We start from the raw sequence: 14,462 nt of genomic DNA, 5'->3' as shown, positions 1-14,462 counted from the left end.
GATTCTTAATCACGCGGTATGGCTTCGCAGGTGGGTTTGCCACTGCGCTTGTGTCATCATGCTGCGACCGCCGGATAGCACTTTTATACCTTATCTATGAATAGATCCCACGCACTGCTGCTCACCTTCGCCCTGCTGCAGGGCTGCCAAAGCCTGGCCCCGCAGAACGCCGCCGAGCCGCCTGCTGCAGAGGCCGCCAAGGCTGCGCAGGAAAAGCCCGTGGTGTACGGATCGTTCAAGCCGGAAACCCTCTACAGCCTGCTCGTCGCCGAGTTGGCCGGCCAGCGCAACCGTTTCGATATCGCCCTGGCCAACTACGTGGACCAGGCCGAGAAAACCCAGGACCCAGGCGTCTCCGAGCGGGCCTTCCGCATTGCCGAGTACCTTGGTGCCGACGAACCGGCGCTGGATACCGCGCTGATCTGGGCCCGCAACGACCCGGACAACCTCGACGCCCAACGCGCCGCCGCGATCCAGCTGGCGCGTGGCGGGCGCTACGACGAGTCGATGGTATTCATGGAAAAGGTCCTGCAAGGTCAGGGCGATACCCATTTCGACTTCCTCGCGCTGTCTGCAGCCGAGACCGATCAAAGCACCCGGGATGGCTTGATGCAGAGCTTCGAGCGCCTGTTGGTGAAGTACCCCGAGAACGGCCAGCTGATCTTCGGCAAGGCGCTGCTGCTCAATCAGGACGACAAACCGGAGCAAGCGCTGGCTCTGCTGGAGCAGCACCCACCGCAAAATGGCGAAATCGCTCCGATCCTGCTCCGTGCACGCCTGCTGCAAGCCCTCGACCGCGGCCCTGAAGCACTGCCACTGCTGCGCCGAGCAATCCGCGACAACCCGGAAGACAAGCGCCTGCGCCTGACCTATGCGCGCACCTTGGTCGAACAGGACCGCATCGGCGACGCCAAGGCCGAGTTCGAAAGCATGCTCCAGCAGTACCCGGAGGATGACGAACTGCGCTATTCCCTGGCGCTGGTATGCCTGGAAAACAAGGACTGGGACGAGGCCGAAGGCTATCTGCAAGAGCTGGTCGAACGCGACAGCAACGTCGATGCCGCGCACCTCAACCTGGGCCGGATCCGCGAGCAGCGCAACGACCCGCAAGCGGCGCTGCGCGAATACGCACTGGTCGGCCCAGGTGCTGACTACTTGCCGGCGCAACTGCGCCAGGCCGACATCCTCATCGCCAACGGCCGCGGCCGCGAGGCCTCGCGCCTGCTCGCCGAAGCCCGCGAAGCACAGCCCGACTACGCCATCCAGCTGTACCTGATCGAGGCCGAAAGCTACGGCAACAACGACAAGCAGGCGCAAGCCGACCAGGTCCTGCAGCAAGCTATCAAGCGCTACCCGGACGACATCAACCTGCTTTATACCCGCGCCATGCTCGCCGAAAAGCGTGACGACCTCGGCCAGATGGAAAAGGACCTGCGCGCCATCATCACCCGCGAGCCGGAAAACGCCATGGCCCTGAATGCCCTCGGCTACACCCTGGCCGACCGCACCACGCGCTATGCCGAAGCCAAAGCCCTGATCGAAAAAGCCCACCAACTGACCCCGGACGACCCTGCCGTGCTCGACAGCCTTGGCTGGGTGAACTATCGCCTGGGCAATCTGGATGAGGCCGAGCGCTACCTGCGCCAGGCGTTGGTGCGCTTCCCCGATCACGAAGTGGCAGCCCACCTGGGCGAAGTGCTCTGGGCCAATGGCAAGCGCCGCGAAGCGCGCCAGGTCTGGGCCAAAGCCTTCGAAACCCAACCCGACAGTAGTGTCCTGCGCAAGACCGTCTTGCGCCTGACCGGATCAGAGACTCTCTAAGCCATGTTTTTGCGTCATTGCCTTACCTTTACCCTGATCGCCGTGCTCGCTGGCTGCAGCAGCTTTGGTAGTCGTGAAGCCGTGCAGGGCCAGGGCGACCCACAACTGTGGCGTCAACACAAACAACAGCTGAGCAGCCTCGACGGCTGGCAGATCAACGGCAAGGTCGGCATCCGCGCGCCCAAGGACTCCGGTAGCGGCACCCTGTTCTGGCTGCAGCGCCAGGATTACTACGACATCCGCCTGGCTGGCCCGCTCGGCCGCGGTGCGGCGCGTCTGACCGGTCGTCCCGGCGGCGTGGTGCTGGAGGTAGCCAACCAGGGCCGCTATGAAGCGCCGAGCCCGGAAGCCCTGCTCGCCGAACAGCTTGGCTGGGAATTGCCGGTGTCGCATCTGGTCTGGTGGGTGCGCGGCCTGCCCGCCCCCGACAGCAAGAGCCAACTGACCCTCGACCAGGACAGCCGCCTGGCCGGCCTGAACCAGGATGGCTGGCAGGTGCAGTACCTGAGCTACACCGAGCAGAATGGCTACTGGCTGCCAGAGCGAATCAAGCTGCATGGCAAGGACATCGACGTCACCCTGGTGGTCAAAGACTGGCAACCGCGGCAACTGGGGCATTGATCGATGACCACGCTGAGCCTGCCGGCACCGGCCAAGCTGAACCTGTGGCTGCATATCATTGGCCGCCGCGATGACGGTTACCATGAGCTGGAAACCGTGTTTCAGTTTCTTGACCACGCTGACCAGTTGCGCTTTGCCCTGCGCGACGACGATCAGGTGCGCCTGCAGACGGACGTCCCCGGAGTCGACCACGACAGCAACCTGATCGTGCGCGCTGCGCGCCAATTGCAGCAGCAGTCAGGCTGCACTCAAGGTGTGGATATCTGGCTTGAGAAGCTTCTGCCCATGGGCGGCGGCATTGGCGGCGGCAGCTCCGACGCCGCGACCACCTTGCTCGGCCTCAACCATCTGTGGCAACTGGGCTGGGACCTTGATCGCCTGGCTGCGCTGGGACTGAGCCTGGGCGCCGATGTACCGGTGTTCGTGCGCGGCCATGCGGCCTTCGCCCAAGGTGTTGGCGAGCAGCTCACCCCGGTCGATCCGGCCGAGCCGTGGTATGTCGTGCTGGTGCCGCAAGTGTCTGTCAGCACAGCGGAAATTTTTTCACATCCGCAGTTGACACGTGATTCCCTCCCCCTTAAGATGCGCCCCGTTCCCGAGGGAAACAGTCGAAATGACTGCCAACCGGTGGTAGAGCAAAGTTACCCGGAAGTTCGCAATGCGTTGAATCTTCTTGGTAAATATACTGAAGCTCGATTAACCGGTACTGGAAGTTGCGTGTTTGGGGCCTTCCCAAGCAAAGCCGAAGCTGATAAAGTTCTGGCCCTTCTTTCAGAGACTCAAACAGGGTTTGTGGCAAAAGGAAGCAACGTTTCGATGTTGCATCGCAAGCTACAGAGTCTGCTCTAGAAGTCGAGTACACAGTACTCGCAGCAACAGATACAGGGGCGTCGCCAAGCGGTAAGGCAGCAGGTTTTGATCCTGCCATGCGTTGGTTCGAATCCAGCCGCCCCTGCCATTTTCCTATACTCATCCAGGTATACCCTCAGCCTTCAGGTACTGCGCGTGTCCAAGATGATGGTCTTTACGGGGAACGCTAACCCCGATCTGGCTCGACGTGTCGTACGTCAGCTGCATATCCCACTTGGTGATGTTTCTGTCGGTAAGTTCTCCGACGGTGAGATCAGCACTGAGATCAATGAAAACGTCCGCGGTAAAGACGTCTTCATCATTCAGCCGACTTGCGCTCCGACCAACGATAATCTGATGGAACTGGTAGTGATGGCCGACGCCTTCCGCCGCTCCTCAGCCTCCCGAATCACCGCCGTGATTCCTTACTTCGGATACGCCCGCCAGGACCGCCGTCCGCGTTCGGCACGTGTAGCCATCAGCGCCAAAGTTGTCGCTGACATGCTCACTGTCGTGGGTATCGACCGTGTTCTCACTGTCGACCTGCACGCTGACCAGATCCAGGGTTTCTTCGATATCCCGGTCGACAACATCTACGGTTCGCCCGTATTGGTCGACGATATCGAAGACCAGCGTTTCGAGAACCTGATGATCGTCTCCCCAGACATCGGTGGCGTCGTGCGTGCACGGGCTGTTGCCAAGTCGCTGGGTGTCGATCTGGGTATCATCGACAAACGCCGTGAAAAGGCTAATCACTCCGAAGTGATGCACATCATCGGCGACGTCGAAGGGCGCACTTGCATCCTGGTAGACGACATGGTCGACACCGCCGGCACACTGTGCCACGCGGCCAAGGCTCTGAAAGAACACGGCGCTGCCAAGGTTTACGCCTATTGCACGCACCCGGTTCTGTCGGGCCGAGCGATCGAGAACATCGAGAAGTCGGTACTCGACGAGCTGGTGGTGACCAACACCATCCCGCTGTCGGCCGCTGCTCAAGCCTGTGACCGTATCCGCCAGTTGGATATTGCACCGGTTGTCGCTGAAGCGGTTCGCCGCATCAGCAACGAAGAATCGATCAGCGCGATGTTCCGCTAAGCGGAACCCCGTTGACGAAAAGCGCCCCGCCCCGACCCTTATGTCGGGGCGGGGCTTTTTTGCCCACCCCGTTTGGCGCTGGTCGCAAACGCCTGCGGGTGCTGGCTATTTTGGAGAAACAAAATGACTGATTTTACCCTGAACGCAATCAAGCGTACTGACCTGGGGAAAGGTGCGAGCCGCCGCCTGCGTCACTCGCAGAGCATCCCTGCCGTTATCTACGGTGGCAACAAAGAAGCTGAGTCGGTGACCTTCGTGCTGAAGGAAATCGCCAAGCTGTTCGAAAACGAAGCTGCCTTCAGCCACGTGATCGAGCTGAACGTTGACGGCGCCAAGCAGAACGTCATCATCAAGGCCCTGCAGCGTCACCCAGTCAAGCAGTTCATCATGCACGCTGACTTCATCCGTGTTGTCGCTGGCCAGAAACTGACCGCTCAGGTTCCAGTGCACTTCATCAACGAAGAAGCACCGATCAAGAAAGGCGGCGAGATCTCGCACGTTGAAGCTCAGATCGAAGTTTCCTGCGAAGCCAAAGACCTGCCAGAGTTCATCGAAGTCGACCTGGCTAACGCTGAAATCGGCACCATCATCCACCTGTCGGACCTGAAAGCGCCTAAAGGCGTAGAGTTCGTCGCTCTGGCCCACGGTGATGACAAAGCAGTTGCCAACGTTCACGCTCCGCGTGTTGTTGCCGACGCTGAAGAAGAAGGCGCTGCTGAGTAATCTACTCGGCGCGCCGGTGTTGACCGGGTTACAGTGCCCAGCACTGTAACCCCCAACTCCAAGGAAGAGCCCCTACGTGACCGCCATCCAGTTGATCGTTGGCTTGGGTAACCCCGGCCCCGAATACGAACAGACCCGGCATAACGCAGGGGCTCTTTTCGTTGAACGCATTGCCAGCGCCCAGCGGGTTTCACTCACTGCTGACCGCAAATATTTCGGCCTGACGGCAAAATTCAGCCATCAGGGCAACGACGTTCGTCTGTTGATCCCCACCACCTACATGAACCGCAGCGGCCAGTCCGTGGCGGCCTTGGCCAATTTCTTCCGGATCAAACCGGAGGCCATTCTGGTGGCTCACGACGAACTCGACTTGCCTCCGGGCGTCGCCAAACTCAAACGAGGTGGCGGCCACGGTGGGCACAACGGGCTGCGCGACATCATCGCGCAACTCGGCAACCAGAACGACTTCCATCGCCTGCGGCTTGGCATCGGCCACCCAGGTGACGCCAAGCTGGTCTCCAACTTCGTCCTTGGCCGCGCACCGCGCGCCGAACAGGACAAGCTCGACGCCAGCATCGACTTTGCCCTCGGCGTGCTGCCGGACGTGCTCGCCGGCGACTTCGCCAAGGCCATGCGCGAGCTGCACTGCCAGAAGGCCTGATCTCACCAAGAGGGGAATTTCCATGGGTTTCAATTGCGGCATCGTCGGCCTGCCCAACGTCGGCAAGTCCACCCTGTTCAACGCGCTGACCAAGTCTGGCATCGCGGCTGAGAACTTCCCCTTCTGCACCATCGAGCCGAACAGCGGTATCGTGCCGATGCCGGATGCGCGCCTCGCGGCTCTGGCTGAAATCGTCAAGCCGAACCGCATCCTGCCGACCACCATGGAGTTCGTCGACATCGCCGGCCTGGTTGCTGGTGCCTCCAAAGGTGAAGGCCTGGGTAACAAGTTCCTCGCCAACATCCGCGAGACCGACGCCATCGCCCACGTGGTGCGCTGCTTCGAAGACGAGAACGTGATTCACGTCTCCAACAGCGTCGACCCCAAGCGTGACATCGAGATCATCGACCTCGAGCTGATCTTCGCCGACCTCGACAGCTGCGAGAAGCAACTGCAGAAAGTCACCCGCAATGCCAAGGGCGGTGACAAGGAGGCCCTCGCGCAGAAGGCCATCCTCGAGAAGCTGATCCCGCACTTCACTGAAGGCAAACCAGCGCGCAGCCTGATGAAGACCATGGGTGACGACGAGAAGGCCGTGATCCGTGGCTTCCATCTGCTGACCAGCAAGCCGGTGATGTACATCGCCAACGTTGCTGAAGACGGCTTCGACAACAATCCGCACCTGGATGTAGTGCGCGCGATTGCTGAAGAAGAAGGCGCGGTGGTGGTGCCGGTATGCAACAAGATCGAGGCCGAGATTGCCGAGCTCGATGACGGCGAAGAGAAGGACATGTTCCTCGAAGCCCTGGGCCTGGAAGAGCCTGGCCTGAACCGGGTGATTCGCGCCGGTTACGAGCTGCTCAACCTGCAGACCTACTTCACCGCCGGTGTGCAGGAAGTACGCGCCTGGACTGTGCGCATCGGTGCTACCGCACCGCAGGCGGCTGGCGTGATCCACACCGACTTCGAGAAAGGCTTCATCCGTGCTGAAGTAGTCGCCTATGACGACTTCATTCAGTTCAAAGGTGAGAGCGGTGCCAAGGAAGCAGGCAAGTGGCGCCTGGAAGGTAAGGATTACATCGTCAAAGACGGCGATGTGATGCACTTCCGCTTCAACGTCTGATTGGTTTCAGGTTGATGTGAAAAATCCGATGCCTTGGCGTCGGATTTTTTTTGTGGCGAACTCAACAAGGAAGCAGAGCAGCATGGAACAGCAGATTATTCTTATGCGTCATGGCCAGCCGCAACTGGCTGTGACCAGTCGAGTTGCCCTCGGTGACATGCGGGGTTGGATCGAAGACTATGATCGCTCAGTCATCACCCAAGACCCTGCACCTGCTGCCAGCGTGCAGTTGGCGGCTGGTGCGCAGGTAATTGCCTGCAGCAGCGCGCCGCGTGCGCTGAGCTCGGCGCAGGCGCTTGGGGTCGAGCCTGCTGTGGTTGATGCGGTGTTCTGCGAGGCGCAGTTGCCGGGTGGCCGTGGGCGGTTGGCGAAGCTTTCGCCGTTTACCTGGGCGGCTGTGCTGCGGGTGCTGTGGTTGTGCGGCTATTCGGCGGGAGTTGAGTCGGCCAAGGCGGCGGGTGCGCGGGCGGATGACGGGGCTCGGCGGTTGCAGTCGATCGCTGAGGGTGGACCGGTGTTGTTGGTTGGGCACGGGATCATGAATCGGTTGATTGGCAAGCGGTTGCGGGCTGCAGGCTGGGTGCCACAGGCGTCCGGTAATAGCGGGTATTGGAGTGCTGTGGTGTATCGCCGCTGCTGAGTGATTTTTGCCTACGGTTGTAGTGGGGGCTTATCCGAATTTTGACCCGCAAAGCATCTAAGAAAATCACCGGATACATCGGCTCCAGTGGCCGCTGGTGCCATGCGCCAATTTCTTCCATGACCTCATCGGTCACGGAGCTGATGAAGTCGGGCGATACCTCTGTTCCGTACTGCTCGGAAAGAAAAGCCCGGATCTCTCTGACTGTCATCCCACGGGGCCACTCAGCCCGGCACGCGCCCCTCATAAGTCGAGGCTACCCTGCGAGCTTTGCAGATAAATTGTATAGGGCAGCAACAGGGTGTCGATAACCCCGGATGGGATCAAGTCGATGATCTGGAGGGGAATCATGGCCGGCGCGGCAGGGTCCCGCTCAGTCACCTGCGGTGGGCCATGCATCACACACAAGTCATACGACAGCCCACTATAAACACGCGGAACAGTCTCGCACCGGGTCTTTGCTTTTCTCAGCGAGTTTATCGTGTCGGCATCCGAACTAAATACCGTATTGATGGTGCCGCACCCGGACAGTACCGCGCCCAACAACACATATAATGTAAGTTTCCTTAGCATCACTCACTCTCACTTAAACGTCGTTAACTGCGAAGCGGTTGATTCCGCACACTACCTCCAGTTTGAACAAGACACTGTCGAAGGACGGGCATTTCCTGGAGACCTCCACAACACGGACCACTACTTTAGTTAGTTGCAGGCCACTCTCGAATAAGACAATTCCTAAATCGTGCAGGCGCATTATCAATTCAGCGGATTGAACCCTGACAGCAGCAGATCGGTACAATTTTGGCCCCCATTTCTCGGTCATCTGGAGCAGTACGCATAAAGGCTGATCATCAGCCGGCTGACCAGACGGCGATCAGCCCACCGCATCAGTTCACAAATCCCTGAACTAATTATTTCTCCCAGCAGATTCTTCGCCCCGCAAACCCTGCGCAAAATCCGCCCACCATAATCACAATAACCGTGAGGCCACCGCAGTGGACCAGACCCTCCAGGTAAGCCAGGCCGCCGCCGAGCTGGTAGCCGCCTTTGCCAGCAACGACACCCAGCGCTACTTCGCCTGCTTCAGCGAAGACGCCAGTTTCGTCTTCCACACCCTCCCTCAGCCTCTGTTCTCGCGTCAGCAATACCAAACCCTCTGGCAGCAGTGGCAGGCCGATGGCTTCAAAGTGCTCCATTGCCAATCGAGCAACCCCAGCATCACCCTTCAGGGCGAATTGGCAATCTTCATCCACGATGTCGACACGCGCATCAGCCTGAACGGTGAAGAACAACAACTGGCCGAGCGCGAGACCATCCTGTTCCGCCGTCACGACTGCCGCTGGCTGGCGTGCCATGAGCATCTCTCGGTCGTTTCGCCAGCCTGACCCAGCAGCACACCTTGCGGCCCTGCCGCTTCTGCCAACGCACCCACAAAAGCGTCCGCGCCTTGCGCCGACCAACAACAACCGCGCTGGAGCATCAACATGAGCCACTCGACCGGTATCGAGAGCAATGGCGTCGAGCAAATCCCCGACGAGCAACGCCATGCCACCCCGCTGGACCTGTTCCGCCTGATCTTCGGCGGCGTCAATACCTTTGCCACTGCCGTGCTCGGCAGCTTCCCGGTGCTGTTCGGCCTGTCATTCCAGGCCGGCGTCTGGGCGATTCTGCTGGGCGTTGGCATCGGTGCCGTGATTCTTGCGCCCATGGGCCTGTTCGGAGCTCTCAATGGCACCAATAACGCTGTATCGTCCGGTGCACACTTTGGCGTACACGGGCGCATTGTCGGCTCATTTCTGTCATTGCTGACCGCCGTCGCGTTCTTTTCCCTGTCGGTGTGGAGCTCCGGCGATGCCTTGGTCGGTGGCGCCAAAAGGCTGATCGGGCTGCCGGAAACCGACCAGACTCTGGGCCTTGCCTATGGCCTGTTCGCGGTGCTGGTGCTGGTGGTGTGCATCTACGGTTTTCGCTTCATGCTGTGGGTCAACAAGATCGCCGTGTGGGCCTCGAGCCTGCTGTTTCTGCTGGGCATCTTCGCCTTCGCCGGGCCCTTCGACGCGGGCTACGCGGGTAGCGTCAATGTCGGCCAGGCGGGCTTCTGGGCGGCGTTTGTCGGTGCGGCGATCCTGGCCATGAGCAACCCGGTGTCGTTCGGTGCGTTTCTCGGCGACTGGTCACGCTACATCCCGCGCGAAACGCCAAAAGCGCGGATCATGCTGGCCGTGATTGGCGCCCAGGCCGCCAGCTTGATCCCGTTTCTGTTCGGCCTGTGCACGGCCACACTGGTCGCCAGTCAGGCGCCTGACTACATCGCTGCCAACAACTATGTCGGCGGCCTGCTGGCGATTTCGCCGAGCTGGTTCTTCTTGCCGGTGTGCCTGATTGCGGTAATCGGCGGCATGTCGACCGGTACCACCGCGCTGTATGGCACCGGGCTGGACATGTCCAGCGTGTTCCCGCGGCTGCTCAGCCGCGCCGCAGCCACCTTGCTGATTGGCGTGGCAGCAATCGGCTTTATCTTCCTTGGCCGCTTTACCTTCAACCTGGTGCAGAGCGTGTCGACCTTCGCCGTGCTGATCATCACCTGCACCAGCCCATGGATGGTGATCATGATTCTTGGCCTGATCACCCGCCGTGGGTTCTACCATGCCGACGACCTGCAAGTCTTCACCCGCGGCCAGCGCGGCGGCCACTACTGGTTTCTGCATGGCTGGAACTGGCGCGGCATGGGCGCCTGGCTGCCCAGCGCGGCGCTGGGCCTGTGCTTCGTCAATCTGCCGGGGCAATTTGTCGGCCCGCTGGGTGAACTGGCCGGCGGCATCGACGTGAGCCTACCGGTAACCCTGGGCGTCGCCGCCCTGCTCTACCTCAGCCTGCTCCGGCTGTTCCCCGAACCCGCGGGCGTGTATGGACCGAACGGCCCACGCTGGGTGCGCTGTAAAAACAGCGCGCCGCAACCGGTAACTTCTGCCGCCGAAATGGCCTGACTGGAATCTGCCCATGAACACGTTCAACTACATCGATGGCTGCTGGGTCGAAGGCCAAGGCACTGACTGCATCACCGTCCACGACCCCGCGCTGGGCGTGCCGTTCGCCGAGCTGATGGCCGCCAGCACGGCCCAGGTTGACCTGGCGGTTACCGCCGCGCGACAGGCGCTGCCGGCCTGGAAAGCCACCCCGGCAAGTGAGCGCGCCCGCCTCTTGCACGGCTTCGCCGAGCAGCTGACGGCGCGTCGTGAAGCATTGGTCGCCCTGCAGATGCGCAACAACGGCAAGCCCCGCCACGAGGCTGAAGTCGACCTCGATGACGCCGTTGCGACCTTCACCTATTACGCAGCGCTGGCCGAGCATTTGCCGGCCAGCAATCGTGAAGTGCCGTTGGCGGCACCCGGCTTTACCTCGCATACACGGCTGGAGCCAATCGGTGTGGTTGGCCTGGTCGTGCCGTGGAACTTCCCGCTGGTCACCAGCGCCTGGAAGCTCGCCCCGGCCCTGGCGGCAGGCTGTACGGTGGTGCTCAAGCCCTCCGAAGTCACGCCACTGGTGGAGCTGGCCTACGGCGAAATCGCCAGTCAGATCGGCCTGCCCGCAGGCGTGCTGAACATCGTCAATGGCAAGGCCGAGACTGGTGCTGCACTGAGCGGCCATCCCGGGCTGGACAAGCTGTCGTTCACCGGCAGCAATGGCGTTGGCAGCCAGGTCATGCGTGCCTCGGCGGCGCACTGCCGGCCGCTAACCCTGGAGCTGGGCGGCAAGTCGGCAATCATTGTGTTCGACGATTGCGACGTGCAGCAGGCGGTTGACTGGATCATCGCCGGCATCACCTGGAACGCCGGCCAGATGTGCTCGGCTACCTCACGTCTGTTGGTGCAGGATGGCATCGCCGACGCGCTGCTCAGCAACTTGCAGCGTGCTTTGACTCAACTGCGGGTGGGGAATCCGTCACGCGAAGAAGTCGACATGGGCCCGCTGACCAGCCAGGCGCAGTGGCTGAAAGTGGCAGGTTACTTTGCCAGCGCGCGCGATGAAGGCCTGCGCTGCCTGGTCGGCGGCAAGGCGCTGGACCGCGACGGCTGGTTTGTCAGCCCGACGCTGTATGTCAATGTGCCCGCGAGCAGCCGCCTGTGGCAGGAAGAGATCTTCGGCCCGGTACTCTGCGCGCGGCGTTTCAGCACCGAACAGCAGGCAATCGAGCTAGCCAATGACAGCCGCTTCGGCCTCGTAGCCACGGTATGCTCCAGCGACCTGCAGCGCGCCGAACGGGTCGCCGACAGCCTTGAAGTCGGCCATGTCTGGATCAACTCGGTGCAAGCGGTGTTCGTCGAAACGTCCTGGGGCGGTACGAAGGCCAGCGGCATTGGCCGCGAGCTGGGGCCATGGGGGTTGTCGGCCTATCAGGCAGTCAAGCATGTGACCCGCTGCCTGGGCTAGCCGACGCGCCCCTTGGCCAGCAAGGGGCGCGCCGCTACCACGATCAGGCGGGTTCGTCGGCGGGCTTGGGCGCTTCCTGCACCAGCACCATGCTCTGCGGCGAAGACAGCGGAATGTCGGCATCGCGCAAGCGGCCGAGCACGGTGAACAGCAGGTCGCTGCGGGTGCCGGAGACCTGCCGCGGGCTGGCCACATAGCCGCTGACGCTCAGCGTCATGCCACTGGCGGTAAGGTCCTTGAAGGTCACCGAGGGCGCCGGCGCATCCAGAATCGCCTCGTGCTCGTGGTACGCCGCCATCAGCAGGTCGCGCACCTGATCAGGGTCGGTTTCCAGCGGCAGGGTCAGGGTGATACCAACCACGCCCAGCGCATTGCCCATGGTCACGTTGCGCACGTTCTGCGAGATGAACTGCGAATTCGGCACGATCACCGTCGAACGGTCGGACATCTGGATCTCGGTGGCGCGCACGTTGATCCGGCGGATATCGCCTTCGACGCCAGCCAGGCTGACCCAGTCGCCGACCTTGACCGGGCGCTCGGTGAGCAGGATCAGGCCGGAGATGAAGTTCTGCACGATCTGCTGCAGGCCGAAACCGATACCCACCGACAACGCACTGACCACCCAGGTCAGGCTGGTCAGGTTGATGCGCAGGGTCGTCATCACCAGCATCGCCAGGAACAGGAAGCCCAGATAGCCGACCAGGGTCACCAGCGAGGCACGCATGCCGGCGTCCATATCGGTCTCGGGCAGCAGACGCTCGCTCAGCCAGCGCTTGACCACACGAATGGCAAACAGCCCACCGAGGAACATCGCCACAGCGATGAAAATATCCTGCGGCACGATGTTCAGATTGCCGAGCACCTTGCCGCCGCTGCCGTCCCAATCGGCCAAGCTCATCAGCAGCTCGCTAGGGCTGGTGCCGGACGGCATCAGCGCCAGCAGCGCCGCGAGGAACAGCAGCAGGGTGCGACCGATACCAGCCAGAACAGTGCTGGCCTGGGCCTGATGACGCGGCTTCAAGCCGAGCGTCGAAGCCAACGCCAGACCACCAGGCTGGCGTGGCGAGAGCAGGGTTTCACAGAGGTCGCCGAATACCGTCACCAGCAGGTAGGCGCAGGTGACGACCACGCTGATCCAGAGCATTTTCGCCGCGAGGAAGTACGCCAGGGTCAGGTAGCCCGCCAGCAATGCCAGCAGGATCAGCAACACCCAGACCACGATCACGAACGGGATCAGCCCGGCGAGGCCGCTTGGTCGCTCGATCTGGTGCTTGCGTCGGGTGCGGCGGTAGCGCACCAGGGCGGCGAAGAACACCAGCGACACTACCAAAGCGGTCAGGCCATTGGTGGCAACGGTCAACGCCAGGCTGGTGCCAATCACACTGTTGATCCGCTCCTGGGTCAACAGCACCATCAGCGCTACGGCCAGCACCTTGGGGAACCAGCCCAGCGCGCTGGCCACTTCGTCGGGAATCGGCGGCAGCCGCCAGGACGGCCGCTGCAGCATCAGCATGGCCCGGCCCAGGCCGGTGATGAAGGCACTGAACACCACCAGCGTCAGCACGTGGTTGATCAGGCTGGCGATATCGGCGCCCAGCTCGGCGCTGGTCTCCAGCCCCCAGCGCACCAACGACACCGAACCGGCAATGGTCGCCAGCGTGGCCAGGCTGACGCCCAGCGCCAGGGCGCTGCGGCGCAGGCGGCCTTCAGGCAGCCAACGGACCATCGCATCGGCCAGCAGACGCTCGACCAGCAAACGCGCCAATGTCCATACCAGCAGCGCGGCAACCAGGCTGGCGATGAACAACCAGCGGTGTTCAGGGCTGAGCGCGCTGGCCAGGGCATCACTGGCCTCGGTCTTCAAGGCCTGCAAGCGGGCGACGTCATCGTCGGTCGGGCGAATCATGCTTGACCAGAACGCCGGGCTCAGCGGGCTGGCGGCGCGGCTGGTGACCTGCGAGTTGAACTGGCTGCGGCGCAGGTTGACGATCTGGGTCGACAAGTCACGCGCTGACTGAGTCAGCTGGGTGGCGTTCTTCTGCTCGGCCAGGAGCTTCTTCTTGTCACTGGTGAGCTGCTGGCGCTGGCGGGTGATGCTTTCGCCCTCGTCGGGCAGCACATCGCCAAGCACCTTGAGCTGATCATCCAGGCGAGAAATGTCGGTGGTGCGCACGGTGGTCAGCGCATCGGCCTGGCGCTGCACCTGCATGGCCGCCTGACGCAGCTGTGACAGCTGGTCGTCATTGGCATTGCTGGTAACGCCCTGGCGGATCTGGTCGAGCCGATCGGTCAACTGCTCCAGGCTGGCGTTTTCTTCCAGCGCCGGCATTTCCCCGGCCAGCAGTTGCGATACCGGCGTAGCGCCCGCCGACCAGGCCGGAGTCGCCACCCACATAAGCAGGGCCAGTAACCCCACACACAAACGGTCAAGGCTTACACGCCTCATCGAAATCACCTATAGACAGACTCTGCTGGCGGCGAATTCTACGCCGCTT

At 61.8% G+C, this 14,462-nt stretch carries 13 protein-coding genes, 1 tRNA gene and 1 pseudogene; 12 read left to right on the top strand and 3 right to left on the bottom strand.

Annotated elements, in window-relative coordinates; translation table 11 throughout:
* The first annotated feature begins 96 nt into the window (after positions 1–96).
* From CXQ80_RS03400 to CXQ80_RS03360, 9 genes are all read left to right on the top strand, one after another.
* Entirely contained in the window at positions 97–1,821 is a 1,725-nt protein-coding gene (locus CXQ80_RS03400; protein ID WP_101316491.1) for a tetratricopeptide repeat protein, read from the top strand.
* Positions 1,822–1,824: 3 nt separating this feature from the next.
* Entirely contained in the window at positions 1,825–2,442 is a 618-nt protein-coding gene (lolB, locus tag CXQ80_RS03395) for a lipoprotein insertase outer membrane protein LolB (RefSeq protein WP_101316489.1), read from the top strand.
* 3 nt (positions 2,443–2,445) lie between these two features.
* Entirely contained in the window at positions 2,446–3,291 is an 846-nt protein-coding gene (ispE, locus tag CXQ80_RS03390; RefSeq protein WP_101316486.1) for a 4-(cytidine 5'-diphospho)-2-C-methyl-D-erythritol kinase, read from the top strand.
* Between the two features lie 34 nt (positions 3,292–3,325).
* Positions 3,326–3,400 (top strand) — tRNA-Gln (locus tag CXQ80_RS03385).
* 47 nt (positions 3,401–3,447) lie between these two features.
* A complete protein-coding gene (locus CXQ80_RS03380) occupies positions 3,448–4,389 on the top strand; it encodes a ribose-phosphate pyrophosphokinase (RefSeq protein WP_099773531.1) in 942 nt (313 codons plus the stop codon).
* A 123-nt stretch (positions 4,390–4,512) separates the two neighbouring features.
* A complete protein-coding gene (locus tag CXQ80_RS03375) occupies positions 4,513–5,112 on the top strand; it encodes a 50S ribosomal protein L25/general stress protein Ctc (protein WP_101316484.1) in 600 nt (199 codons plus the stop codon).
* A 76-nt stretch (positions 5,113–5,188) separates the two neighbouring features.
* Positions 5,189–5,773, top strand: a complete 585-nt coding sequence (gene pth, locus CXQ80_RS03370; protein WP_101316482.1) for an aminoacyl-tRNA hydrolase — start codon at positions 5,189–5,191, stop codon at positions 5,771–5,773.
* Between the two features lie 22 nt (positions 5,774–5,795).
* Complete coding sequence (gene ychF / locus CXQ80_RS03365) at positions 5,796–6,896, top strand: redox-regulated ATPase YchF (RefSeq protein ID WP_101316480.1); 1,101 nt, start codon at positions 5,796–5,798, stop codon at positions 6,894–6,896.
* An 82-nt stretch (positions 6,897–6,978) separates the two neighbouring features.
* A complete protein-coding gene (locus CXQ80_RS03360) occupies positions 6,979–7,536 on the top strand; it encodes a histidine phosphatase family protein (protein ID WP_101316478.1) in 558 nt (185 codons plus the stop codon).
* Positions 7,537–7,570: 34 nt separating this feature from the next.
* Here the strand turns inward: CXQ80_RS03360 and CXQ80_RS03355 are convergent.
* Positions 7,571–7,765: pseudogene (locus tag CXQ80_RS03355) on the bottom strand (transposase); the annotation flags it as partial.
* Positions 7,766–7,779: 14 nt separating this feature from the next.
* Positions 7,780–8,109, bottom strand: a complete 330-nt coding sequence (locus tag CXQ80_RS03350) for a YceK/YidQ family lipoprotein (RefSeq protein WP_101316476.1) — start codon at positions 8,107–8,109, stop codon at positions 7,780–7,782.
* Between the two features lie 422 nt (positions 8,110–8,531).
* Here CXQ80_RS03350 and CXQ80_RS03345 point away from each other — a divergent pair, with 422 nt between their 5' ends.
* The 3 genes from CXQ80_RS03345 (at position 8,532) to CXQ80_RS03335 (ending at position 11,967) form a co-directional block, all read left to right on the top strand.
* On the top strand, positions 8,532–8,921 hold the full coding sequence (locus CXQ80_RS03345; RefSeq protein WP_101316474.1) for a nuclear transport factor 2 family protein: 390 nt from the start codon (positions 8,532–8,534) through the stop codon (positions 8,919–8,921).
* A gap of 99 nt (positions 8,922–9,020) precedes the next feature.
* Positions 9,021–10,523, top strand: coding sequence for a cytosine permease (locus tag CXQ80_RS03340; RefSeq protein WP_101316472.1), 1,503 nt, complete (start codon positions 9,021–9,023; stop codon positions 10,521–10,523).
* A gap of 13 nt (positions 10,524–10,536) precedes the next feature.
* Positions 10,537–11,967: an aldehyde dehydrogenase family protein gene (locus CXQ80_RS03335; RefSeq protein ID WP_101316470.1), complete on the top strand. Its 1,431-nt coding sequence runs from the start codon at positions 10,537–10,539 to the stop codon at positions 11,965–11,967.
* A gap of 43 nt (positions 11,968–12,010) precedes the next feature.
* Here CXQ80_RS03335 and CXQ80_RS03330 read toward each other — a convergent pair whose 3' ends face one another.
* Positions 12,011–14,413 (bottom strand): DUF3772 domain-containing protein, encoded by a 2,403-nt coding sequence (locus tag CXQ80_RS03330; protein ID WP_101316468.1) that lies wholly within the window; start codon positions 14,411–14,413, stop codon positions 12,011–12,013.
* Between the last annotated feature and the right edge of the window lie 49 nt (positions 14,414–14,462).

The organism is Pseudomonas sp. 02C 26, assembly GCF_002843585.1.
Taxonomy (GTDB): Bacteria; Pseudomonadota; Gammaproteobacteria; order Pseudomonadales; family Pseudomonadaceae; genus Aquipseudomonas; species Aquipseudomonas shirazensis.
This window is presented reverse-complemented; position numbering and strand designations above follow the sequence as displayed.

What these genes read in the sequence shown, in the direction of transcription:
- CXQ80_RS03400 (WP_101316491.1), top strand. Translation starts at nt 97, where the DNA reads ATGAATAGATCCCACGCACTGCTGCTCACCTTCGCCCTGCTGCAGGGC.
- lolB (WP_101316489.1), top strand. Translation starts at nt 1,825, where the DNA reads ATGTTTTTGCGTCATTGCCTTACCTTTACCCTGATCGCCGTGCTCGCT.
- ispE (WP_101316486.1), top strand. Translation starts at nt 2,446, where the DNA reads ATGACCACGCTGAGCCTGCCGGCACCGGCCAAGCTGAACCTGTGGCTG.
- CXQ80_RS03375 (WP_101316484.1), top strand. Translation starts at nt 4,513, where the DNA reads ATGACTGATTTTACCCTGAACGCAATCAAGCGTACTGACCTGGGGAAA.
- ychF (WP_101316480.1), top strand. Translation starts at nt 5,796, where the DNA reads ATGGGTTTCAATTGCGGCATCGTCGGCCTGCCCAACGTCGGCAAGTCC.
- CXQ80_RS03360 (WP_101316478.1), top strand. Translation starts at nt 6,979, where the DNA reads ATGGAACAGCAGATTATTCTTATGCGTCATGGCCAGCCGCAACTGGCT.
- CXQ80_RS03350 (WP_101316476.1), bottom strand. Translation starts at nt 8,109, where the DNA reads ATGCTAAGGAAACTTACATTATATGTGTTGTTGGGCGCGGTACTGTCC.
- CXQ80_RS03340 (WP_101316472.1), top strand. Translation starts at nt 9,021, where the DNA reads ATGAGCCACTCGACCGGTATCGAGAGCAATGGCGTCGAGCAAATCCCC.
- CXQ80_RS03335 (WP_101316470.1), top strand. Translation starts at nt 10,537, where the DNA reads ATGAACACGTTCAACTACATCGATGGCTGCTGGGTCGAAGGCCAAGGC.
- CXQ80_RS03330 (WP_101316468.1), bottom strand. Translation starts at nt 14,413, where the DNA reads ATGAGGCGTGTAAGCCTTGACCGTTTGTGTGTGGGGTTACTGGCCCTG.